The sequence below is a fragment of the Hyphomicrobium sulfonivorans genome (assembly GCF_013306565.1).
GTDB classification, from domain to species: Bacteria; Pseudomonadota; Alphaproteobacteria; order Rhizobiales; family Hyphomicrobiaceae; genus Hyphomicrobium_A; species Hyphomicrobium_A sulfonivorans.
Genome location: NZ_PZPO01000004.1, coordinates 75586 through 98464, shown reverse-complemented (window position 1 = coordinate 98464; position 22879 = coordinate 75586). Strand labels below are relative to the sequence as shown.

At 62.2% G+C, this 22879-nt stretch carries 18 protein-coding genes; 1 reads left to right on the top strand and 17 read right to left on the bottom strand.

Annotated features, from left to right (window positions below):
- Positions 1-198: 198 nt before the first annotated feature.
- Positions 199-1119: a translation elongation factor Ts gene (gene tsf / locus C6Y62_RS08805; RefSeq protein WP_173953627.1), complete on the bottom strand. Its 921-nt coding sequence runs from the start codon at positions 1117-1119 to the stop codon at positions 199-201.
- An 86-nt stretch (positions 1120-1205) separates the two neighbouring features.
- Positions 1206-2192 (bottom strand): 30S ribosomal protein S2, encoded by a 987-nt coding sequence (locus C6Y62_RS08800; RefSeq protein WP_068460472.1) that lies wholly within the window; start codon positions 2190-2192, stop codon positions 1206-1208.
- 267 nt (positions 2193-2459) lie between these two features.
- Here C6Y62_RS08800 and C6Y62_RS08795 point away from each other — a divergent pair, with 267 nt between their 5' ends.
- Positions 2460-3242, top strand: a complete 783-nt coding sequence (locus C6Y62_RS08795; protein WP_173953626.1) for an RMD1 family protein — start codon at positions 2460-2462, stop codon at positions 3240-3242.
- Positions 3243-3356: 114 nt separating this feature from the next.
- On the opposite strand, the gene C6Y62_RS08790 is transcribed toward C6Y62_RS08795, so the two are convergent.
- From C6Y62_RS08790 to nuoI, 15 genes are all read right to left on the bottom strand, one after another.
- Positions 3357-4175 (bottom strand): hypothetical protein, encoded by an 819-nt coding sequence (locus C6Y62_RS08790; RefSeq protein ID WP_068460468.1) that lies wholly within the window; start codon positions 4173-4175, stop codon positions 3357-3359.
- 56 nt (positions 4176-4231) lie between these two features.
- Positions 4232-7807, bottom strand: a complete 3576-nt coding sequence (gene dnaE, locus C6Y62_RS08785) for a DNA polymerase III subunit alpha (protein ID WP_173953625.1) — start codon at positions 7805-7807, stop codon at positions 4232-4234.
- Positions 7808-7962: 155 nt separating this feature from the next.
- Entirely contained in the window at positions 7963-8742 is a 780-nt protein-coding gene (locus C6Y62_RS08780; RefSeq protein ID WP_173953624.1) for an ABC transporter ATP-binding protein, read from the bottom strand.
- Complete coding sequence (locus tag C6Y62_RS08775) at positions 8739-10007, bottom strand: lipoprotein-releasing ABC transporter permease subunit (RefSeq protein WP_173953623.1); 1269 nt, start codon at positions 10005-10007, stop codon at positions 8739-8741. The genes C6Y62_RS08780 and C6Y62_RS08775 overlap by 4 nt, the downstream gene beginning before the upstream one ends.
- Positions 10008-10150: 143 nt before the next feature.
- Positions 10151-11686 (bottom strand): proline--tRNA ligase, encoded by a 1536-nt coding sequence (proS, locus tag C6Y62_RS08770; RefSeq protein ID WP_173953622.1) that lies wholly within the window; start codon positions 11684-11686, stop codon positions 10151-10153.
- Positions 11687-12519: 833 nt separating this feature from the next.
- Positions 12520-12771, bottom strand: a complete 252-nt coding sequence (locus tag C6Y62_RS08765; protein ID WP_173953621.1) for a DUF1467 family protein — start codon at positions 12769-12771, stop codon at positions 12520-12522.
- Positions 12772-12908: 137 nt separating this feature from the next.
- Positions 12909-13313, bottom strand: a complete 405-nt coding sequence (gene mce / locus C6Y62_RS08760) for a methylmalonyl-CoA epimerase (RefSeq protein WP_068460455.1) — start codon at positions 13311-13313, stop codon at positions 12909-12911.
- 191 nt (positions 13314-13504) lie between these two features.
- Positions 13505-15211 carry a ribonuclease J gene (locus C6Y62_RS08755; protein WP_068460453.1) on the bottom strand — a complete coding sequence of 569 codons (1707 nt, stop codon included), beginning with the start codon at positions 15209-15211 and terminating at the stop codon, positions 13505-13507.
- Positions 15208-15984: a biotin--[acetyl-CoA-carboxylase] ligase gene (locus C6Y62_RS08750; RefSeq protein ID WP_068460451.1), complete on the bottom strand. Its 777-nt coding sequence runs from the start codon at positions 15982-15984 to the stop codon at positions 15208-15210. The genes C6Y62_RS08755 and C6Y62_RS08750 overlap by 4 nt, the downstream gene beginning before the upstream one ends.
- Positions 15981-17513 (bottom strand): NADH-quinone oxidoreductase subunit NuoN, encoded by a 1533-nt coding sequence (nuoN, locus tag C6Y62_RS08745; RefSeq protein WP_173953620.1) that lies wholly within the window; start codon positions 17511-17513, stop codon positions 15981-15983. The genes C6Y62_RS08750 and nuoN overlap by 4 nt, the downstream gene beginning before the upstream one ends.
- A gap of 11 nt (positions 17514-17524) precedes the next feature.
- On the bottom strand, positions 17525-19171 hold the full coding sequence (locus C6Y62_RS08740; RefSeq protein ID WP_173953619.1) for an NADH-quinone oxidoreductase subunit M: 1647 nt from the start codon (positions 19169-19171) through the stop codon (positions 17525-17527).
- Complete coding sequence (gene nuoL / locus C6Y62_RS08735; RefSeq protein ID WP_173953618.1) at positions 19171-21114, bottom strand: NADH-quinone oxidoreductase subunit L; 1944 nt, start codon at positions 21112-21114, stop codon at positions 19171-19173. Before nuoL ends, C6Y62_RS08740 begins: the two co-directional genes overlap by 1 nt.
- Before the next feature lie 8 nt (positions 21115-21122).
- Positions 21123-21431 (bottom strand): NADH-quinone oxidoreductase subunit NuoK, encoded by a 309-nt coding sequence (gene nuoK, locus C6Y62_RS08730; protein WP_068460447.1) that lies wholly within the window; start codon positions 21429-21431, stop codon positions 21123-21125.
- A 17-nt stretch (positions 21432-21448) separates the two neighbouring features.
- Positions 21449-22105 carry an NADH-quinone oxidoreductase subunit J gene (locus tag C6Y62_RS08725; RefSeq protein WP_173953617.1) on the bottom strand — a complete coding sequence of 219 codons (657 nt, stop codon included), beginning with the start codon at positions 22103-22105 and terminating at the stop codon, positions 21449-21451.
- A gap of 273 nt (positions 22106-22378) precedes the next feature.
- Positions 22379-22867: an NADH-quinone oxidoreductase subunit NuoI gene (gene nuoI, locus C6Y62_RS08720; protein WP_068460444.1), complete on the bottom strand. Its 489-nt coding sequence runs from the start codon at positions 22865-22867 to the stop codon at positions 22379-22381.
- Positions 22868-22879: the final 12 nt, after the last annotated feature.

Sequence of the window (22879 nt, the reverse complement as noted above, 5' to 3'; positions counted from 1 at the left end):
GAGCGCCGATCTACGGATGCGGCCAGAGCGTAGCTAGCCCGTATGGCTGAGATTCGCCTAGAGCCGCCCCGGACTAAAATAATTTTAGGACGGCTCCAGCCGATTGATGTGCCCTGCTTCGCGGCAGACCTTTGCCGCCGCGTATTGCAAGCATGGCGCGGGCGCGCATCTGGCGGCGCGCCCGGCAACACGGCCGGATCAGTTACCGGCAGCCGCCGCAACTTCCGCAGCGAAGTCGTCTTCTTTCTTCTCGATGCCTTCGCCCAGTCCATAGCGGACGAAGCTTGCAATCTTCACAGGTCCACCGACCTTGCCCTCAGATTCCTTGAGGGTCTGGCCAACCGACTTGGACGGATCGTGGATGTAGGACTGCTCCAGCAGCGTGTTGTCCTTGGCGTAGGACTTCACGCCCGAAGCAACGATCTTCTCAAGCACCTGCGGGGGCTTGCCCTGGTTCTTGTCGGCCAGGATCGCCTTTTCGCGCTCCAGCACTTCAGCCGGTACGCCGTCGATGTCGAGGGCAATCGGGTTGGTGGCTGCAACGTGCATTGCAATCTGGCGGGCCAGCGTCGCAAGCTCGTCGGTGTTTGAGCCGGAAGACTCCAGCGCTACCAGAACGCCGATCTTGCCGAGGCCAGGCGAAACCTGACCGTGGACATAGGCACCAACCACGCCCTGCGGAACGCTGAGCGTTGCAGCACGGCGCAGGTTCATGTTCTCGCCGATGGTGGCGATGAGTTCCTTGATCTGGTCGCCCACCGTGTGCGACTTGCCCGGATAGGCTGCAACCAGGATCGCTTCCGCGTCACCATTTGCAGGTCCGGCCAGCGCAGCAATGTTCGTGACCAGATCCTGGAACTGATCGTTGCGGGCCACGAAGTCGGTCTCGGAGTTCACCTCAACGATCGAGCCCGTCGCACCGTCAACGGCAACGCCAATGAGCCCCTCAGCGGCGACGCGATCGGCCTTCTTGGCAGCCTTCGAGAGGCCCTTTTTCCGCAACCAGTCGATTGCCGCTTCGATGTCGCCCTTCACCTCGGTGAGAGCCGCCTTGCAATCCATCATGCCGGCGCCGGTCTTTTCGCGCAGTTCTTTCACGAGACTTGCGGAAATGGTCATGGATAAGCCCACTAGCTAGGCGGGCGCCCCTTGGCGCCCGCAGGTTGGCAGATAATGCGAAATGGCCGCCGTATGCGGCCATCCCATTAGACGGCGGCCGTTTCGACCAGCTTCTTGGCCTGCTCGGCCCACTTGTCGGCCGCAACCTGGCCCTTAAGCTTAAGCTTGCGATCGAGTGCAGCGACCTGATCGGCGTCGAGATCGGCGATCTGCCAGAAGTGGAAGACACCAGCGTCGTTGAGGCGCTGTTCGAGCTTGCCGTTGATGCCGGTGATCCGCTTGAGATCGTCAGGCTCGCCGCGGGCTGCTTCGATGCCGCGGAATTCGCCCGGCAGATCTTCAGCCGGAGGAGCTTCGGAAGCGCCGATGTCAATGCCCGAAGACGACTGGCTGCGCTCAAGTCCATCCAGTGCTGCACGGGCGATGAGATCGCAATAAAGCGTGATGGCGCGGCCAGCGTCGTCGTTGCCCGGGATCGGGAAGTCGATGCCGTCCGGATCGCAGTTGGTGTCGACGATGGCGACGATCGGGATACCAAGCTTCTTGGCTTCCTCGATGGCGATCTTTTCCTTGTTCGTGTCGATGACGAACAGGAGGTCAGGCGTGCCGCCCATGTCCTTGATGCCGCCCAGCGCCTGATTGAGCTTGTCGCGCTCGCGGGTCAGGTTCAGGATTTCCTTTTTGGTGCGGCCCTGCGGATCGGCGAGGGTGTCATCAAGCTGACGCAGGCGACGGATAGACTGCGAGATCGTCTTCCAGTTTGTCAGCGTGCCGCCGAACCAGCGATGGTTGATGAAGTACTGAGCGCTGCGCTTGGCCGATTCAGCAATAGAATCCGAAGCCTGACGCTTGGTGGCAACGAACAGCACGCGGCCGCCGCTGGCGACGGTGTCAGAGATCTTGACCAGCGCCTGATGCAGCATCGGCGTCGTCTGCGTCAGATCGATGATGTGAATGTTGTTACGGGCGCCAAAGATGAACGGCGCCATCTTGGGGTTCCAGCGGTGCGACTGGTGACCGAAGTGAACGCCAGCTTCCAGCAGCTGACGCATATTGAACGCAGGGAGCGTCATGTCTCTTCCTTTTCCGGTTAATCCTCCGCGAACCCAGAGCAAGAACGCTTCACCGACCCTAAGGGTTAGAGAGCGATCCACCGGAGCGCCGGACGGGGCTTTTAATCCGCCTGACGCGAAAGTTCGCGTGTGAGATGGCGCGCTTATAGAGTCTCGACCCGCCATTGACAAGCGGCCGAGGCCAATCTTTCCGCCCGCCGTGCCAGCAATCTGAGCCTACCTTGAGCCCCGATTGCTGCCGACCGGGCTTTGAGGAGCAAATGGTTAATGAGTGGCAAGGAAATTCAAGTGCACGCCCTGCAACTGGGCGAAGGCATCGATCTTAAAGGACTGGAACGGGAGGACGCGTTCTCTAGCTCTCCCCTCGCGTTCCCCACCAGCGGCGAGGGCATCGCCGTGCTGTTCAAATCCGGCGCCGCCGTCTTCATCGCCATGAACCCGGTCGATGAGGAACAGCTGATCAAGAACCTCGATGGCCGGATCATCAACCCGATCGATGACCGGGAGACCGAAAGCGTTCGCCTCGTCGTCAAGCAGGCCGATGACGGACTGCTCACCCCATCGGGCGAGATCCAGATCAAGGCCGACGACAACAACCGCCTACTGCTGGTCGCCGAAGCGCTCGCGATGAGCGTCGCCTTTGCCTACGACGAGCGCCGCATCGCCGCCGCCTTCGACCGCATCGATACCGTCGCCCAGACGCTGCAGCAGCGGCGACTGCCCCAGAGCCCGCACAACGAGTTGCTGGAGCAAATCGGCGAAGCGCTGTTGATTCAGCAGCGGCTGGCGGCCCGCGTCGATCTTGACGACAAGCCGGATGTGTTGTGGGACCACCCCGAGCTGGAACGCCTGTGGGCACGCCTCGTGGATGAGTACGATCTCCCCCAGCGTGGCCGTGCCATCTCCCGCAAACTCGATGTGATCCGCGGCACCGCCGACACGCTGACGGACCTGTTCGCCACCCGCACCTCGCACCGGCTGGAATGGTACATCATCGCCCTGATTGCGTTCGAGGTGGTGCTGAGCCTTTACGACCGCATCCTGAAGTGAAGCCGGACTGACCGCAGTGCGCCGCGCCCGCCGCCATGGCTGGCGCAATCCTGCAGGCGGCCAATCTCACCTGGCTCAACCCGTCAGGCTAATCAGCACCAGCGTTCGGCGAAATCACTGCTTCAGCGTTGCCTGCTGCTGCGGGGTAACGCGGTTCGGGTTGCGCATCGGCGCACTTGCCGGCTGGTCGTAGGTGTTGCTCTTGGCGTTGATCGGCAGGCAGTGCTTGAAGCGCTTGGCGGTGTCCTCGGTGATGATGGCAATCGTTGAAAAGCCCTGCCCGATCCAGTCCTGCAGCACGTTCACCCGATCTTCGGCCACGGCGACGCGGCCTTCGGTACCGGTAGCGTCGCTTTCCCACACGTGCAGGAAAATGCAGCTTCCAGCCCTGGCAGCCGGCAGCGAGGGATAATCGACGAAGATGCCCCGCCGCAGCGTGGCGTTCTGGGTCATGTCCTCAGCGCCGCGCAGCGTGCGCAGACGCGAACGGTCCATCACCTGTCCGTAGTAGGCAGATCTGGGATCGCGCACACAAAGGCTTCGGCCCGGCGCCAGCTTGACGAAATTGCGCAGCGGCCGCTGCTCCATGCCAAACGGACCGGACAGACGGAACACACCCGCAGGGGTGCGCTTGTCGCCTTCGGTTTTGATCGGCTCGCCCTTCTTGCCCAGATGACTGAATGTCTTGGCCCAGCCTATTCCGGCGCTGCCAACAACGGCCGGTTCCGGCGGCCCGGCTCTGCGCCACGTTGCATCCGCCGGCGTCTCGCGCTCGAACGTATGCATCGTCGCTTTCACCGAATTCATATCCGGCACAGTGATGACGATGAGACGCGTCGCCCGGTGCAGCGGGCGGGGGCAATAGGTTGATGCGGTTGCATCGGCGGCGAAGAGCGCCAGCAATGTTGCGGCGCCGAGGGATGATCGGAACACGACAAAAGCCCTTTTGCGCAAATTTTATCGACGCATACAGAGCTTAAGCTTAATCGTCAGATCTCTAACACTTCGACAACGCCGGGCACCGCCGCCAGCAATCCGGCCTGATACGGCGAGACATCATAACGACCCGGCGCCACGAACTCGATCTCGCGACTGTGCTCATACATACGCAGCACAAAGCGCACCTCACCCTTGCCGCCGGGTTTCATGCGTTGCTTCAACTGTTCCAGCGTATTGGTCTTGGCGTTCGTCACCGCGTCGCCATCGAGAATGACCCGCAACCCGCTTTGCAATGCAGCGACGGCGTCGTTCAACGCGCGCAGGCTTTCCACCCGCATCTTCACCGTGTCGCCGTCGCGCTCGGCTGAAACGTTCAGCAGCACCGGCGTGCCGCCAACCAGCAGGTCGCGGCTGGCCGCCAGCGTATCGGAGAAAATCACCGCCTCGAACTGGCCTGTCATGTCGGAGAACATTCCGAACGCAAACTTGTTACCCTTGGCGGAGCGGCGCTCACGCGCTGAAATGACGATGCCAGCAAGCTGACCGCCCGTTGCGCCTTTCTCGGTCGCCGCCTCGAAATCGACGTAGCGGCGCACGCCCATCTTCTGCAGCGCCTTTTCGTACTGGTCGAGCGGATGGCCCGAGAGATAAAAGCCGATGGCGTCGAACTCGTGCGACAGGCGCTCCATCGGCGTCCAGCCCATCGCGGTGCGCAGCTGCAGCGTCGGCCCGGCACTGCTGCCGGACGAAGCCGCACCCATGGAGAAGAAATCAGCCTGCCCTTCGGCTTTCTCCTGCTCCATGCGCTGCGCCAGTTCCAGGATCTGATCGACGTTCGCCGCAACGAGCGCGCGGTTGGGCTCCAGACCGTCAAAGGCCCCGGCCGCCGCCAGCGTTTCGATGGAACGCTTGTTCAACGCCTTCGGGCTGAGACGCGACGCAAAATCGGCCAGCGTCTTGAAGCTGCCGTTCTCCCTGCGCTCCTCCACCACCGTCGCAACCGCCGCCGCGCCGATGTTTTTCAACGCTGCAAGCGAATATCGGATGGCGCCGGGTTTGTCGCCCTTGCCCGCCTCCGACATGAAATCGACTTCGGATGCATTCACGCACGGCGGCTTCACCGTGATGCTGCTGCGGCGCGCTTCGGCGGCGAACATCGCCAGCTTGTCCGTGTTCGACATATCGAGCGTCATCGACGCCGCCAGAAACTCCTCGCGGAAATTCGCCTTCATGTAGGCGGTGTGATAGCTGACCAGCGCGTAGGCGGCGGCGTGCGATTTATTGAAGCCATAGCCGGCGAACTTGTCGACCAGCTCGAATATTTCCGCCGCCTTCTGCTTGGCAACGCCGCGCTCCACCGCGCCTTCAACGAACTGCGCCTGATGGCGCGCCATCTCGGCCTTGTCTTTCTTGCCCATCGCGCGACGCAGAAGGTCAGCGGTGCCGAGCGAATAGCCGCCCATCACCTGCGCGATCTGAATAACCTGCTCCTGATAGATGATGACGCCGTAGGTTTCCTTCAGGATGCCTTCCAGCATCGGATGCAGGTAGTCCACGTCCTCCTTGCCGTGCTTGCGCGCGATGTAGGTCGGGATGTTGTCCATCGGGCCGGGGCGATACAGCGCCACCATGGCGATGATGTCCTCGAAGCGGTCGGGCATAAGACGCTTCAAGCTTTCGCGCATGCCGGTACTTTCGAGCTGGAACACGCCGACCGTGTCAGCCCGCGCCAGCAACTCGTAGGATTTTTTATCCTCAAGCCCCAGCTTGGTCAGATCGATGTCGATACCACGGCCGCGCTTCACCAGCTCCACGGCCTTCTGCAGAACCGTCAGCGTCTTCAGGCCGAGGAAGTCGAACTTCACCAGGCCCGCTGCTTCAACCAGCTTCCAGTTGAACTGCGTAACCGGCGAGCCCGTTTTCGCATCGCGCGTAACCGGCACCAGTTCCACCAGCGGCCGGTCGCCGATCACCATGCCAGCGGCGTGCGTCGATGCGTGGCGATAAAGCCCTTCAAGCTTGGTGGCGATTTCTACGAGCCGCGCAACCAGCGGATCGTTGTCGATCTCCTCCTGCAGCTTCGGCTCATCCTCTATCGCGTCGACGAGCGTCACCGGATTGGCAGGATTGTTCGGCACCAGCTTGCAGAGGCGATCAACCTGGCCGTACGGCATCTGCAGCACGCGCCCCACGTCGCGTAGCACCGCGCGCGCCTGCAGCTTGCCGTGGGTGATGATCTGCGCCACGCGGTCGTGGCCGTACTTGTTCTGCACATAACGGATCACCTCGTCGCGGCGATCCTGGCAGAAGTCGATGTCGAAGTCCGGCATCGAGACGCGCTCAGGATTGAGGAAGCGCTCGAACAGCAAGCCGAACCGCAGCGGATCGAGGTCGGTAATCGTCAGTGTCCACGCCACCAGCGAGCCTGCACCGGAACCGCGCCCCGGCCCCACCGGCACACCCTGCGATTTAGACCACTTGATGAAGTCGGCCACGATCAGGAAGTAGCCGGGAAACTTCATGCGCTCGATCACGCCGAGTTCGTAGTCGAGGCGCTTGTCGTAATCTTCGCGCGTGAAACCATCCGCCAGCGGCGTAACGCTCAAGCGTGCATCGAGACCGGCCATAGCCTGCTTGCGCAGTTCACCAGCCTCAAGGGTTGCCACCTCCTCCGGCGTCAGATCCTGATCCGCCGCCACGAAGCGCGGCAGGATCGGCTTCTTGCCGCGCGGACGGAACGCACAGCGCTTGGCAATCTCGATTGTATTGTCGAGCGCCTCGGGCAGATCCTCGAACAGCGCCACCATGGCATCGGCGCTTTTGAAGTCGTGTTCGGGCGTTACCCGGCGACGGTCATCCTCAACGACATAACGCCCGGCGGCGATGCACAGCAGCGCATCGTGCGCCTCGTAATCGTCGGGCGAGGCGAAGTAGGCTTCGTTGGTCGCGACGATCGGAATGTCGTTGGCATAGGCGAGATCGAGCAGTTGCGGCTCGACATCCGCTTCCGATTTCAAACCGTGGCGCTGGATCTCGACGTAAAGCCGGTCGCCGAACAGTTCCTTGAGACGCAGAAGCCGCGCGCGCGCCGTTTCCGCCTGTCCTTCACGCAGCGCCCGGTCGATTGGCCCATCCGGTCCGCCGGTCAGCGCGATCAGCCCTTCGGTATGCTGACCAACGACATTAATGGTGGTGAAAGCATCCTCGACCGCAGGCGCATCGAAATGCGCGCGCGTCACCACCTTCATCAGGTTGGCATAGCCTGCCTCGTTCATGGCCAGCAGCGCAATCTGGCCATCGCCAGCGTCCTGCTGTTGCTGCATCGGCGCAACCCGCTCCAGCGGATCGTGGCGGCGATCCTCGAAGTCGACCGTCAGCACCACGCCGACAATCGGCTGAATACCGGCGCCGGACAGCTTGTCGGAGAATTCCAGCGCGCCATAAAGGTTGTTGGTGTCGGTCAGGCCCAGCGCCGGATAGCCATGCGCCTCGGCGAGCTTGGCCAGCTTGCCGATTGGCAACGCGCCTTCCAGCAGCGAATAGGCCGAATGCACCTTCAAGTGCACGAAGCGGGGCGGCGTGGCGGCCGATGGTTGCGCTGTGGGCGGAATGATCGGTGCGTTCATGATGCGGCAGCTTACGGCAGCGGCGGCCAGCCCCCAAGCCGCCGACGGCTTCTTTCCATCGGCATTTTGCCTCTCGCTGAGAAGTTGCAGGACCACACTGCCGAACCGGCAACGGTTGCGGGGCGGCGAACGCTATCGGGGCGCGCAAAATCGGGTCAGGTCAATCCAAGCGGCTGCACTTCCACCAGAGCGCCACCTTCAAGCCGCAGCACGCGGTCCATCCGCCGGGCCAGATCCATGTTGTGGGTGGCGATAAGCGCCGCGACGCCGGTTGTATGGATCAGGTGCAGCAGCGCCTCAAACACGTGCTCGGCGGTATATGGGTCAAGGTTGCCGGTCGGTTCGTCGGCCAGGATCAACCGCGGACTGTTGGCCAGTGCGCGGGCAATTGCGGTGCGTTGCTGTTCACCGCCCGAAAGCTGCGCCGGTCGATGCTCCAGCCGTTCGGCAAGGCCCAGCGTTCCCAGCAGTTCGCGCGCCCGCTCCGCCGCCTGGCTCTTGGAACGCCCGCGGATGAGCTGCGGGATCATCACGTTCTCCAGCGCCGAGAACTCCGGCAGCAACTGGTGAAACTGATAAACGAAGCCCATCTCGACGCGCCGCACACGGGTGCGATCCGCATCGCCCATGCCGGAGCAATCGCGCCCGTTGACGATCACATGGCCGCTATCGGGCGTTTCAAGCAGCCCGGCGATATGCAGCAGCGTTGACTTGCCGGCGCCGGATGGCCCGACAAGCGCCACCGCCTGCCCCGGCAGAATGTCGACACTGGCGCCCTTCAGCACATCGATGCGGCGCGTGCCCTGATGAAACGCACGCACGAGGCCATCCAGCCGCAACGCGGGTTGCTGATGCGGATGCGTTGCCGCTTCCCGCGCGTGCTTGCGCGCGGTCAGCAGTTCTTCGGCTATGGCACTTACACGGGGATCGGTCATTCGTACCGCAGCGCTTCAACTGGATCCAAAGTGGAAGCCCGCCACGACGGATAGATCGTGGCAAGCACGGAAAGAGCCAGCGCCATGCCAACGATGAGAACCGTCTCGCGGGGCTCCATGTCGGCCGGCAGGCGCGTCAGATAATACACGTTGGGGTCGAACAGCGTGGTGCTTGTCATCCACGAGACAAACTCGCGGATCGATTCAATGTTCATGCAGAACACAACGCCAAGGATCAGCCCGGCAATGGTGCCGACGATACCGATCGAAGCGCCGGTGATGAGAAACACGCGCATGATAGAGCCGCGGCTGGCGCCCATCGTACGCAGAATGGCGACGTCGCGGCCTTTATCTTTCACCAGCATCATCAGGCCGGAGATGATGTTCAGCGCCGCCACCAGCACGATCAGCGACAGGATGATGAACATCACGTTGCGCTCCACCTCCAGCACGGTGAAGAACGTTTCGTTGCGCACGCGCCAATCCGAAACGTGATTGGTCGGCCCGACGGCGCGTTTGACCTCCTGCACGAAGTTATCGATCTGGTTGGGATCGTCGACCACCACCTCGATCGCATCAACCTCGCCGTTGCGCGCGAAATACCGCTGCGCCTCCAGCAACGGCATGAACACCATTGTGCGATCGTATTCCGCCATGCCCATCTCGAACAGGGCCGTGATTGTGTAAGGCTTCGTGCGCGGCGCGGTGCCGAACGGTGTCTGCGCACCGCGCGGAGACACCAGCGTTATCGTATCGCCGACGTTTACACGCAGCATGTTGGCCAGCCGCGTGCCGATGGCAATGCCGCTGCCTTCGCCAAAACCATCCAGCGAACCGAAGCGGATGTTGTCGGATACCAGCGGCAGCGAGCGCAGCCCTTCCTCGGACATACCACGCACCAGCGCACCGGTTGCCTGCACCGCCGACGACACCATCACCTGCCCCTCAACCAGAGGCATGGCCGCCCTGATGCCGCTCACGCGCTGGATGAGCTTTGCGACCTCGTCGTAATCTTCAAACGGCTCGCCGATCTTGTTGACGATGATGTGACCGTTGAGACCGAGTATCTTTGCGAACAGCTCGTTGCGGAAGCCATTCATGACGGCCATCACAATAATGAGCGTCGCAACGCCCAGCATGATGCCGGTGAAGGAAAACCCCGCGATGACGGAGATAAAGCCTTCCTTACGCCGCGCCCTCAGGTAGCGCAGCGCCAGCATCCATTCGAATGGAGCAAACGGTCTGGTATCGGCAGCCGCCGTCATCGCCGTGGAACTCCCTCGCTCATTCTGGCCGGGCAGCACTGCTACTCCGGCATTCAGGCCAGATTGCGTTGCATGGGGCCCATTGGCCTGCCGCGAACGCACTCCCCTGACCCCGATTTTTCTTCCCACCCGCTGGCAGGATCTTAATAGGCGCGGCCGATCAGGACGTATTCAATCGCCGTATCGCCGGTGAAGAGGCACGCGCCTTCAATCGGCTTTTGGTTAAGAGGCGCGTTGCGGATGGTGAGCTTCAGCGCCTTCAGCCGATCGGCAATCGCTTCCAGCGCGGCGCCCTCGGGCTTCGACCAGGCAACCTCGGCCCAGCCCTTGAAGGTGCCGTCGTCGTCATCGTCGCCGGATGCAGTGCCGAAATAGGCCTGCAGATCGTCAAAGGTCTTGATCGACGTAACGATGTTGCCGTCGAGCCGAGCTTTCGCCTCGGCGTACAGGCTGGCCTGGATATCGTCCAGCAGCGCCGGCGCAGCGGCAACAAACTCGGCGCGCGGGCTGGTGTGCGAGATGACCTTGTCGCCGTCGCGCAAACGGTCGCGGCGCATGTAGGTGACGTTGCCGCCAGCTGCATCGCGTCCGCCAATCTCGACGATGACCGGTGCACCGCGGCGCACCCAGTTCCAGCGTTTCTCAGCCGATTTGATCGGCTTGGCATCCACAAGCACGCGGATACCCAGCGCCTTCAGTTCCTTTTCCAGCCCGGCGCAGTAATCGAGCAGCTCTTTGTCTTCAGGCTTGTCGCGCAGCATCGGCACAATCACGATCTGGCGCGGCGCAATCCGCGGCGGCATGCGCAGGCCGTCGTCATCGCCATGGGTCATGATCACGCCACCGATGAGACGGGTGGAAACGCCCCAGCTCGTCGTGTGGCAGTATTCCAGCTGACCTTCGCGGTTCTGGAACTGGATGTTCTGCGCCTTGGCGAAGTGCGTGCCCAGATAATGCGAGGTGCCGGCCTGCAGTGCCTTGCCATCCTGCATCATCGCTTCGATGGAATAGGTGTTATCCGCTCCGGGAAAACGTTCGTTGGCTGGCTTCTCACCGGCAACAACCGGCATCGCCAGCACGTTCTCGGCGAACTCGCGATAGACCTCCAGCATCTTCAGCGTTTCATCCATCGCGTCGTCGCGGTCGGCGTGGGCGGTATGGCCCTCCTGCCAGAGGAACTCCGCCGTGCGCAGGAACAGGCGCGTGCGCATCTCCCAGCGCACCACGTTGGCCCACTGGTTGATCAGCAGCGGCAGGTCGCGATAGCTCTTCACCCAGCGCTGGAAAGCATCGCCGATGATGGTCTCGGATGTCGGCCGCACGATCAGCGGCTCTTCCAGCTTGGCGGACGGGTCCACCACAAGCTGACCGCCCTCGTTTTTCAGCCGGTGATGGGTGACAACCGCCATTTCCTTGGCGAAGCCCTCAACGTGCTCGGCCTCCTTGGCGATGAAGCTCATCGGGATGAAAAGCGGGAAATAGCAGTTTTCGTGGCCCGTTTCCTTGATGCGCGCATCAAGTTCGGCCTGAATGCGCTCCCACACGCCCCAACCCCATGGCTTGATAACCATGCAGCCGCGCACCGGGCTCGTCTCGGCCATGTCGCCATCGCGCACGGCGGCCTGATACCACTCGGGGAAGTTCTCTTCGCGGCTAACGGTCAGTGCGCGCTTGCTCATCGGGCCACTCCCTGCGTCGGGCCCCAGCCGATGGAGCGGCACACGTTCCGCTCACGGGCGTCATTGGCCACAGAGCAGGCAGAGCGCATGGAGGGCCGACCTGATTTTTCTGGCCCACGACAGCGAGCCCGGTTTAGCGCGCACATATGTGCGCATTGTTGCGGCTGGTAGCGTTAAACCGTGCGCAGTGCAATCCCGCCGACGAACGACGCTGTGCGCTTCTGGATTCCCGCGCCTGACGCCGCAATCATGGCACGCCCGTTCGCTCCGTTTGAACACCGCTGCGCCATTTGCCTAATCCGCGGTCACGCTTGTTCGCTATGCCGGAAAACAGGCAGCACAACCTGATTTCTCACGTGAGCTGACCCGTTGATTACACGCGCGAATTGCAGCTTAACGAAGCCGAAAAAAAAATTCTGCGTTGAGTGCACGAAGCCGCGTGACAGAAGGCCGCGCGTCGAGTAAACGTACTCGCCATAAGGGTGGGTCACTAAGTTGTCGACACAGACAGCAGGCAGCCCAAGTCTAGGGAAGACCAACCGGTAAGGGTACGCTCAGAAGAAGCGATCTGACCGGATCAGCGTAGAGCAGCCGAACAACGGCGCTCCGCAAAAAATAAAAACGAAACGCAAGAGCAAGGTTCAATGAACCTTGCTCTTTGCGTATTCGGGCCATTCAGTGAGATTTCATTCCACGCGGGCTCAGCCCTTCGGCGCGCCAATAATAGCCAGCGCCGCGGCAGCCGCGTCACTCTCGGTCGCTTCACGCAACGCAGCAGAAATCATTCGGTGCTGCCCAGCGGGGTAGGACCGAATGCAGCGACGACGAGCGCGTTACCAGAGGAAAGTGTCGGGTGTGATAATCCGATAGCTGATCGAAAAATAGACGATCGCGAACACGACGGATGCCACCAGGGTATTGATCAGAAAAATGCGCAGCAGCCGCGGTTTTGCCGGCGCGCTTTCAACGGTGCCCGGCACCACATGGCCATCCTCTGCCTGCGTGCGCACACCAAACGGCAGTACCGCGAACAGCACGATCCACCAGATGAAAATATAGATGGCTACTGCCATCGCCCCGTCCATTTGGGTACTCCCGTCACAGTGCCGACGGAGCAGCTGCGCCGTACTTCGCGTGGCGTCGCTGCTCCAGTGTTTTTTCTATCGGACCGTCGGATCACGCCTCAAACAAATGGTTGCGAGGTGGCGCCGGTCCGATCCGGTCAGGCCTGCTCCAACTCAACGAGCGTGCCGCAGAAATCCTTCGGATGCAGGAACAGCACCGGCTTGCCGTGGGCGCCGATCTTCGGCGTGCCGTCGCCCAGCACGCGCGCACCCTGTGCCTTCAGGCGGTCGCGGGCCGCGAGGATGTCGTCCACCTCGTAGCAGACGTGGTGAATGCCACCGTCCGGCGCCTTCTCAAGAAACTTTGCGATCGGCGAGCCCTCGCCCATCGGCTCCAGCAGTTCGATCTTGGTGTTCGGCAGCGTGATGAAAACAACGGTGACGCCATGCTCGGGCTGCGGCAGCGGATCGGTAACCTCGGCGCCCAGCGTATCCCGGTACACAGCGGTAGCGGCCGCCAGATCCTTCACCGCGATAGCCACATGGTTGAGACGTCCGATCATTCAATCTTCTCCAGCGTATGGATTGTCATCGTCGGTCGCGCAACGGCGCCCGTCAGAGCCTTTCAGCGTTTCGTTGAATCGCAGAAAGGCTCTAGTTGTTTGTTTTATCGTGCTTCTTGCCGGAAAACCGGTTCCCGATTTTCCGGCAGCACTCCAGCCTGCCCGGCCCATCGTCAGGCCACGGCGGAACTTCAGCCCTTATCAACCACGTTCACCAGCACGCGGCAAATGGGTTTCTTGCCCCACTCGGAATTGACCGCCGCCCGCACCGAGCGCCGCACCGCTTCCGCCACCATATCGAGGTTCTTGCGCTTCTGCTGCGGAATGGAGCGCAGCGTGCCGTCGATCGCGTCAAGGACAACATCGATCATGGCGTCGCCTTCCGCTGTCTCCACCGGAACACCATCGAGAACGGCCTGCGGATCGGCCATCAGCGCGCCCTTGCGCGACATGCAGAGGCTGACGATCACCACGCCGACGATGGAGAGCTTGCGGCGCTCGCGCACCGGCCCTTCGCCCTCGGGCACCAGCAGGCGGCCATCGCGGAAAATGCGTCCGACAGGCGCATCGTCGATGATGGCAGCGTTAGGCGTCAGGCGCAGCACTTCGCCGTCGGTGACGATGAACACCGTCGACACGCCCATCTCTTTGGCGAGATCGGCCTGCGCCTTCAGGTGGCGTGCCTCTCCGTGCATCGGCACGGCAATCTGCGGCCGGATCCAGCGATACATCTGGCGCAGCTCATCGCGGCGCGGATGGCCTGAGACATGCACCAGCGCCTCATTGTCGGTGATGATCTCACAGCCGCCGAGAGTCAGATCGTTCTGGATCTGGCCAACCGCACGCTCGTTGCCGGGAATGGTCCGCGATGAGAAGATAACGATGTCGCCCTTGGCAAACGAGATCTGCGGATGCTCCTCGGCCGAGATGCGCGCCATTGCAGCCCGCGGTTCGCCCTGACTGCCCGTGCACAGAAGCACCGTGTCCTTGCGGTCGATATAGGTGAACTGGTCCTGATCGTGGTGACGGAAGCCCTTCGGCAGGTATCCGTTGTCGATCGCGACGTCGATGACGCGGTGCAGCGCCTTGCCCGCCACCACCAGCTCACGGCCCGTCGCCTGCGCCGCCTCGGCAACCGCTTTGACGCGCGCAACGTTCGACGAGAACGTGGTGACCGCCACCCGATACGGCGCGTTGGCGATGATGTGCTTGAGCTCGCGCGCAACGGACGCTTCCGATGGCGAAGAGCCATCGCGAATGGCGTTGGTGGAATCGATCATCAGCGCCAGCACGCCTTCATCGCCCAGCCGCTGCAAACGCTCGCCGTCCACCGGCTTACCCAGCGTCGGCGTCGGGTCGAGCTTCCAGTCGCCGGTGTGGAACACGGTGCCGAGCGGGGTACGGATAGCCAGCGCGCTCATCTCCGGAATGGAGTGCGTCAGACTGAACAGCTCGATGTCGAACGGATCGATTTTAAACCGCGAATCCAGCGCCACAACGTGGATCGGAATATCGAGGCCGTTGCCGTGCTCGGCCAGCTTGGCGCGCAGCATCCCGGCCGTGAATGGTGTTGCATAGACCGGCGCCTGCAGCCGCGGCCACAGCTCGATCACCGCCCCGATATGGTCCTCGTGCGCGTGGGTGATGACGATGCCGGCAAGCTCGGAGCGCCGCTCTTCGATGAAGCGCACATCCGGCAGAATGACGTCGATGCCCGGATCGTTCTCTCCTTCGGGAAACGTGATGCCGCAATCGACCATCAGCCAGCGGCGGTTATCCTCCGGGCCCAGCCCGTAGAGGTAGGCATTCATGCCAATTTCGCCGAGGCCGCCAAGGGCCACAAACACAAGCTCGTCGCCGCCAGCTCCGCCGTCGGATGCGCGCTTCCGTGTATTCATGCGTTTTCGTCTTTCAAATTGAGCGTAACATCGCCGAACGAGAAGGCCTGCGGACCCTGACCGGGAATGTTCAATAGCAGGGCGCCGCCTGCATCCAAACCGGCGAACCCGCCAGTGACCGGGCCGGAGAGCGCATTAACTGTAAGGGATTCGCCGATGGTGCCAGCACGGGCCAGCCAGGCCTGGCGGACCTTTTCAAAACCGGCGCCGTTGTCCCAGATCGTCATCCACTCGTTCATCGTCTGCGCCAGGAAGCATAATGCCTCGGCGGGCGAAAGCGATAATCCATGCCGCGCGAGAAAAGTCACGCTGCGGCCGAGATCGTCCGGGGCGGAAGTGAGGTTAAGGCCGATACCGATGACCGCGACGGCGCCGGGCACGCCGGGGCGCATCGAGCTTTCGATCAGGATGCCGCCGGCCTTGGCGGTGCCGATCAGGATGTCATTGGGCCATTTGAGGCGCAGCCCGGCTACGGTTCCGGCACGGGCAATCGCATCGGCAACCGCTACGCCGGAAACGAGCGAGAGCTGCCCTGCGTTGATGGGCAGCGCGTCGATGGCCACGATATGGCTGGCGAACAGGTTACCGGTGCTGGAAGCCCAGGCACGGCCGGAACGCCCCCTGCCCGCGCGTTGCCGGTCAGCGGTGATCCACAGCGGCCCGCGCTCGCCGGCCATAACGCGCCGCATCGCTTCCGCGTTGGTGCCGTCCACCTCGGCGAGGTGAACATGAGTAGAGCCCTCCGGCAGACTGGGCGGGAGGGCCCCCGTCATGGAGTTCCCGGAACAGTGCCTGCCCCGGCACGCGCCGCCGCGGCAGCGGGTGCAGGTTCGGCAACGGCCGCCGTTGTTCCGCCATGCAGTGCGCGCGCCGCATTGAGCGCGGCATCGGCGAGCGGCGCCGGCAGAATAATGAACAGCAGCACGAATGCGGTGGCGGCTGCCATCACGATTCCCGCGCCGCGTTCCACCGGCATATATTCCGTTGTCGCCGGATCGAAGAACATCACCTTCACGACGCGCAGATAGTAATAGGCGCCGACGACACTCGACAGCACGCCGATGATCGCCAGCATATAGAGCTTGGCTTCAATCGCGGCGCCGAACACGTACAGCTTGGCGAAGAAGCCCGCCAGCGTCGGGATACCGGCCATCGAGAACAGCAGCATCGCCAGGGCGAACGCCATGCCCAGATTGGTGCTGGCAAGGCCGGCCAGTGACTGCACATCTTCCACCGGACCATCGGCGGTGCGCATCGACAGAATGCAGGCGAAGGTGCCGAGCGTCATGGCGATGTAGATCGCCAGATAGATCAGCAGCGACTGGGTGCCGACTTCCGTGAACGCGGCAAGGCCGATGAGCGCATAGCCGACATGGCCGATGGATGAATAGGCCATCAGGCGCTTGATGTTGGTCTGGCCAATTGCGGCGAAGGCACCAAGTACCATCGAAGCGATGGAAATGAACACGATGATCTGCTGCCACTGCGATGCGATGCCGGGGAAGGCCTGCAGCAGCATGCGCACCAGCAGCGCCATGGCGGCGAGCTTCGGTGCGGCGGCGAAGAACGCCGTCACCGGTGTCGGCGCGCCTTCATAAACGTCCGGCGTCCACATGTGGAACGGCACCGCGCCGATCTTGAATGCGAGGCCGACGAGTACGAACACGAGGCCAACGATGAGGCCCACGTTCTCAGCCGCAGGACGGCCCTGCGCAACTGTAGCGATGACGGAGAAATCAACCGAGCCGGTGAAGCCATAGATCAGCGACGCACCGTAAAGCAGCATGCCGGACGACAGCGAACCCAGTACGAAATACTTCAGGCCAGCTTCCGACGAGCGCACGTTGCGCCGGTCAATCGCGGCGATGACGTACAGCGCAAGGCTCTGCAGTTCGAGACCGAGGAACAGCGCGATCATGTTGCCGGCCGAAACCATCAGCATCATGCCGACGACGGCGAGCAGGATGAGCGCGCAGATCTCGGTGCTCAAAATCCTGGCGCGCGCCAGCGCATCCATCGACATCACGAGCACCAGCGCCGCCGCGCCCAGCATCAGCACCTTGGTGAAGCGGCTGAAGGCGTCGTTGATGAACGAGCCCTCGAACAGCACTTCGCGGCCCGGTCCGCCCATCGCAATCAGGACGCCGACGATGGCGAGCAGCGCGATGGCGAGCCAGCCCGACACATAATCAGCGCCGGGTTCAACCTGCTTGCGGAACACGCCCGCCATCAGAACGCCCATGGCGCCGAGCGCCAGCACGATCTCGGGCAGAATGGGCGCGTAGGATTTCAACTGGTCCATCGGTGGGCCCGTTACCTCAGTTCCGGCGCGCGGGCCGGGTATTCTGTCATGATGGTGAGCGAAGCGTGCGAACCGGAAAGGTTCACCGCCTGCAATGAAGGCGCATGCGGCCAGTCAATACGAAGCGACGACTGCGGCCCCGGAGCGGTTGCTCCATTGGTTGTGCCGCCGCCCGCCTTGGCCTCGCTGATCGCCGCCTCATAGCTGCTGACGAGCTTCTTGACCGCCGCTGCCGGCACATCCAGCAACGGTGCCGGATAGAAGCCGAAGAAGATCGTCAGAATGACCAGCGGCGCCAGGATGCCGAATTCACGCGGGCTCACATCCTTGATGTGTTCCAGCGTCGGCTTCACCAGCTTGCCGTAGATCACGCGGCGATAGCAGTAGAGCGCATAGCTAGCCGACAGGATCACGCCGCTGGTGGCCAGGAATGCAACCCAGGTGTTGACCTGGAACGCCCCCATCAGCGTCAGGAACTCGCCGACAAAACCGGAGGTACCCGGCAGGCCAACGTTGCCCATGGTGAACACCATGAAGATGGCGGCATAAATCGGCATGCGGTTCACAAGGCCACCGAAGGCGGCGATCTCGTGCGTATGCAAACGATCATACAGCACGCCGACGCACAGGAAGAGGCCGGCGGAAATGATGCCGTGCGACAGCATCTGGAAGATCGCGCCTTCCACGCCCTGCGTGTTGAAGGTGAAGATGCCGAGCGTGACAAAACCCATGTGCGCAATCGACGAGTACGCGATCAGCTTCTTGAGGTCGGTCTGCGCCAGCGCCACCAGCGAGGTGTAGATGATGGCGATAACCGACAGCGTCCACATCAGCGGCGCGAACTGCTCGCTCGCCAGCGGGAACATCGGCACCGAGAAGCGCAGGAAGCCGTAGCCGCCCATCTTCAGCAGCACCGCCGCCAGCACCACCGAGCCACCCGTCGGCGCCTGCACGTGCGCATCGGGCAACCACGTATGCACCGGCCACATCGGCATCTTGACAGCGAACGAAGCAAAGAACGCCAGCCACAGCCACCACTGCATGTCGGCCGGGAACTTGGTGGTCATCAGCGTCGGGATGTCAGTGGTGCCCGCGTACCAGTACATGGCCAGCAGCGCGAGCAGCATCAGCACCGAGCCGAGCAGCGTATAGAGGAAGAACTTGAACGTTGCGTAGATGCGTTCCTTACCGCCCCAGATGCCGATGATGAGGAACATAGGAATGAGGCCAGCTTCGAAGAACACATAGAACAGCACCAGATCGAGCGCGCAGAACACGCCGATCATCATCGTTTCCAGCACCAGAAACGCGATCATGTATTCCTTGACGCGCTTCTCGATCGCTCCCCAGCTCTGGATGATGACCATTGGCATCAGGAACGTCGTCAGGATGACGAACAGCATCGAGATGCCGTCGACGCCCAGCTTGAAGCTCATGCCGTGCATCCACGGCCGCTCCTCGACGAACTGGAAGCCGGGGTTTGCGGTGTCGAACTTCACCCAGATGAGGATGGAGATCAGGAAGGTGATGATCGTCGTCCACAGCGCGATCCAGCGCGCGTTAGACGTTGCTTCGCGGTTGAGACAGCCGATGATGATCGCGCCGACCAGCGGCATGAACATCACGATTGACAGCAGCGGTGCGGTGGAGAGGTCCATCAGCGTGCTCCACCCATGAACATGACGTAAGTGATCAGCAGCGCCACACCGATCAGCATCGCGAAGGCGTAGTGATAGATGTAGCCGGTCTGCAGCCGCACAGCGCGCTGCGTGATGGCGTAGACACCGGCCGCGGTGCCGTCGATCAGGCCGTTGATGATCTTGATGTCACCCACCTTCCAGAGGAAGTTGGCGAGCCAGAACGTCGGCTTGACGAAGATCGCGTTGTACAGCTCGTCGAAGTACCACTTGTTGAGCAGGAAGCGGTACAGCGGGCCGAACGCACGCGCGGTGGCGGCGGGCAGCGACGGCTTACCGATATAATAGATCCAGGCGATGGTGAAGCCTCCCAGCATCGCGATGGTCGGCGACCACTTCACCCACGTCGGCACGTGATGCAGTTCGTGCAGGATGTGGTTGTGCTCGCCGTTGAAGATGGCCTTGCCCCAGAACTCGTGCTGCGCATCGCCGATGAAGAACGGCGTGGCGGCACCGGCGGCAACCGCACCGAAGGCCAGAACGGCCAGCGGCACCAGCATCACCGGCGGGCTTTCGTGGGCGTGGTCATAGGTGTGATGGTCAGCGCGGGTCTTGCCGTAGAACGTCATGAACATCAGGCGCCACGAATAGAACGACGTCATGAACGCGGCGATCACCAGCAGCCAGAAGGCATAGTTGCCCGGCTTGTGCGCGGCGAAGGCGCCTTCGACAATCGCGTCCTTGGAATAGAAGCCCGACAGACCACCGAGACCCGGAATGCCAAGGCCGGTGAGCGCCAGCGTACCGATCAGCATCATGGCGAACGTGAACGGAATCTTGGAGCGCAGGCCGCCCATGTTCCGCATGTCCTGCTCGTGATGCATCGCGTGAATGACGGAGCCGGCACCGAGGAACAGCAGCGCCTTGAAGAACGCGTGCGTGAACAGATGGAACACGCCAGCCTGATAGGCACCGATGCCGCACGCCACGAACATGTAGCCGAGCTGCGAACAGGTTGAATAGGCAATCACGCGTTTGATGTCGTTCTGTACCAGGCCGACGGTGGCGGCGAAGAAGGCCGTGACCGCGCCGACCAGCACGACGAAGTTAAGCGCAATCGGCGCGTATTCGAAGATGGGCGACAGGCGCGCCACCATGAACACGCCGGCCGTCACCATGGTGGCGGCATGGATGAGCGCGGAAACCGGCGTAGGGCCTTCCATCGCGTCCGGCAACCAGGTGTGCAGCAGGAACTGCGCCGACTTGCCCATCGCGCCCATGAACAGCAGCAGACAGACGGTGGTGAGGATATCGACCTGATAGCCGAGGAACTCGAACGTCTGCCCTGCCTTGTCCGGCACGGCGGCGAACAACTGGTCGAAGTTCACGGTGCGGAAAACGAGGAACAGGCCGAAGATGCCGAGCAGGAAGCCGAAGTCGCCGACGCGGTTGACGACGAACGCCTTGATCGCCGCCGCGTTGGCCTCAGGCTTCTGATACCAGAAGCCGATCAGCAGGTATGAGAACAGGCCCACGCCTTCCCAGCCGAAGAACATCTGCACCAGGTTGTCGGCCGTCACCAGCATCAGCATGGCGAAGGTGAAGCCCGACAGATAGGCGAAGAAGCGCGGGCGGCTGTCGTCCTCGTGCATGTAGCCGATGGAATAGAGGTGCACGAGAGCCGACACGGTCGTCACCACCACGAACATCATCGCAGTCAGCGTGTCGATCTTGAACGCCCAGCTGATATCCAGCTCGCCGGATGTGATCCAGCGCTCGATGGCGACGTGTGCCGTCTCATGGCCGAAACCGACACGCCAGAACACGATCCACGACAGCGCGCAGGACGTGATCAGCATGCCCGTTGTGATGAGCTCCGACGGACGGGGCCCGAGAAAGCGTCCAAACAGGCCCGCGATAAGTGCGCCGAGCGCCGGAAGGAAGACAATGGCCGAGTAGATCATTCCCCGCCTCAGCCCTTCATCATGTTGATGTCTTCAACCGCGATAGAGCCACGGTTGCGATAATAGACGACGACGATGGCCAGGCCGATCGCCGCTTCAGCCGCCGCCACCGTCAGGTTGAACAGCGCGAAAACCTGCCCGACGAGATCGCCGAGATAATAGGAGAACGCCACCAGGTTGATGTTCACCGCCAGCAGCATCAACTCGATCGACATCAAGATGATGATCACGTTCTTGCGGTTGAGGAAGATGCCCAACATCCCCAGCGTGAACAGGCACGCCGCGACGGTCAGGTAATGTCCGATGCCAATGGTCATGATGTCCGTTTGCCCGTTCAGTCCTGCGTCTCGGTCTTGTTGGATTCGGTCGGCGGCAGCACGTAGCCGCCCGGCGGCACCTTCACGATGGCCATGCCCGTCGCCGGTGTACGCGCCACCTGCGCGGCGATCGACTGCCGGCGCACATTCTTGCGGTGCTGCAGGGTGAGCACGATGGCGCCGATCATGGCCACCAGCAGCACCAACCCGGCGATCTGGAAGAAAAAGACGTAGCGCGTGTACAGCAACAGACCGAGCTGCTTCGTGTTCGAAACATCGCGACCCAGCTCGGCAATCGGTGCGCCCGGCTGTTGCGCCAGCCCCAGCTCAAACCCGCCACTGACGAACAGCAGGATGAGCTCGCCCATCACGATACCGCCGACGATCAGACCTATCGGCGCGTTCTTGATGAAACCGGCCTTGAGTTCGGCGAAGTCGACGTCGAGCATCATGACGACGAACAGGAACAACACCGCCACCGCGCCGACATAAACGACGACGAGGATCATCGCGAGGAACTCAGCCCCCAGCAGAATGAACAACCCGGCCGCGTTGAAGAATGCCAGGATCAGAAACAGCACCGCATGCACAGGGTTGCGGGCCAGAATGACCATGGCTGCCGATGCGACGGCGAGCGCCGCAAACAGATAGAAAAAGCCCGCTGTCAGAGCCATCGCGTACGATCCAGCATCCGCTTGTGTCCGCTGTCCTTTGCGCTGCAGGGAACTGCAGTGCGTGAAGCCAGCGCACGTTCCGCACGGGGGGAGTACCCCATGCGGTCTGCCAATCCAAGTGCCTGATGCGTGATCGTTCCGATCTCGCCCCAGACACACCCGTTGCCCGCTAGGCGCGGGTCTTATCAATCACCGTGCGCAGCAGAAGCGTTCCGCAGCGACACACAATCAAGCGCAACGGCGGCCAGCGCCGTTCAAAGCGTTTCCCGCGCCTCAGCGATAGGGAGCATCGGCGGCAAGGTTGCGCGCGATTTCCCGTTCCCACCGGTCGCCGTTATCGAGCAGCTTTTCCTTGTTGTAGTAGAGTTCCTCACGCGTCTCGGTCGCGAACTCGAAGTTCGGCCCTTCGACGATTGCATCCACCGGGCACGCTTCCTGACACAGGCCGCAATAGATGCACTTCACCATGTCGATGTCATAACGGGTGGTGCGGCGCGTACCGTCGTTGCGGCGCGGACCGGCCTCAATGGTGATGGCCTGCGCCGGACAGATCGCTTCACACAGCTTGCAGGCGATGCAGCGCTCTTCCCCGTTGGGATAGCGGCGCAGCGCGTGCTCACCACGGAAGCGCGGCGACAGCGGGCCGCGCTCGAACGGATAGTCCAGCGTCTTCTTGGGCGAGAAGAAGTACTTCATGGCCAGCCCGAAGGCCTGCACGAACTCCCACAGGAAGAGCGACTTCACCGATTGTGCAACGTTCATTGCCACGTCTCA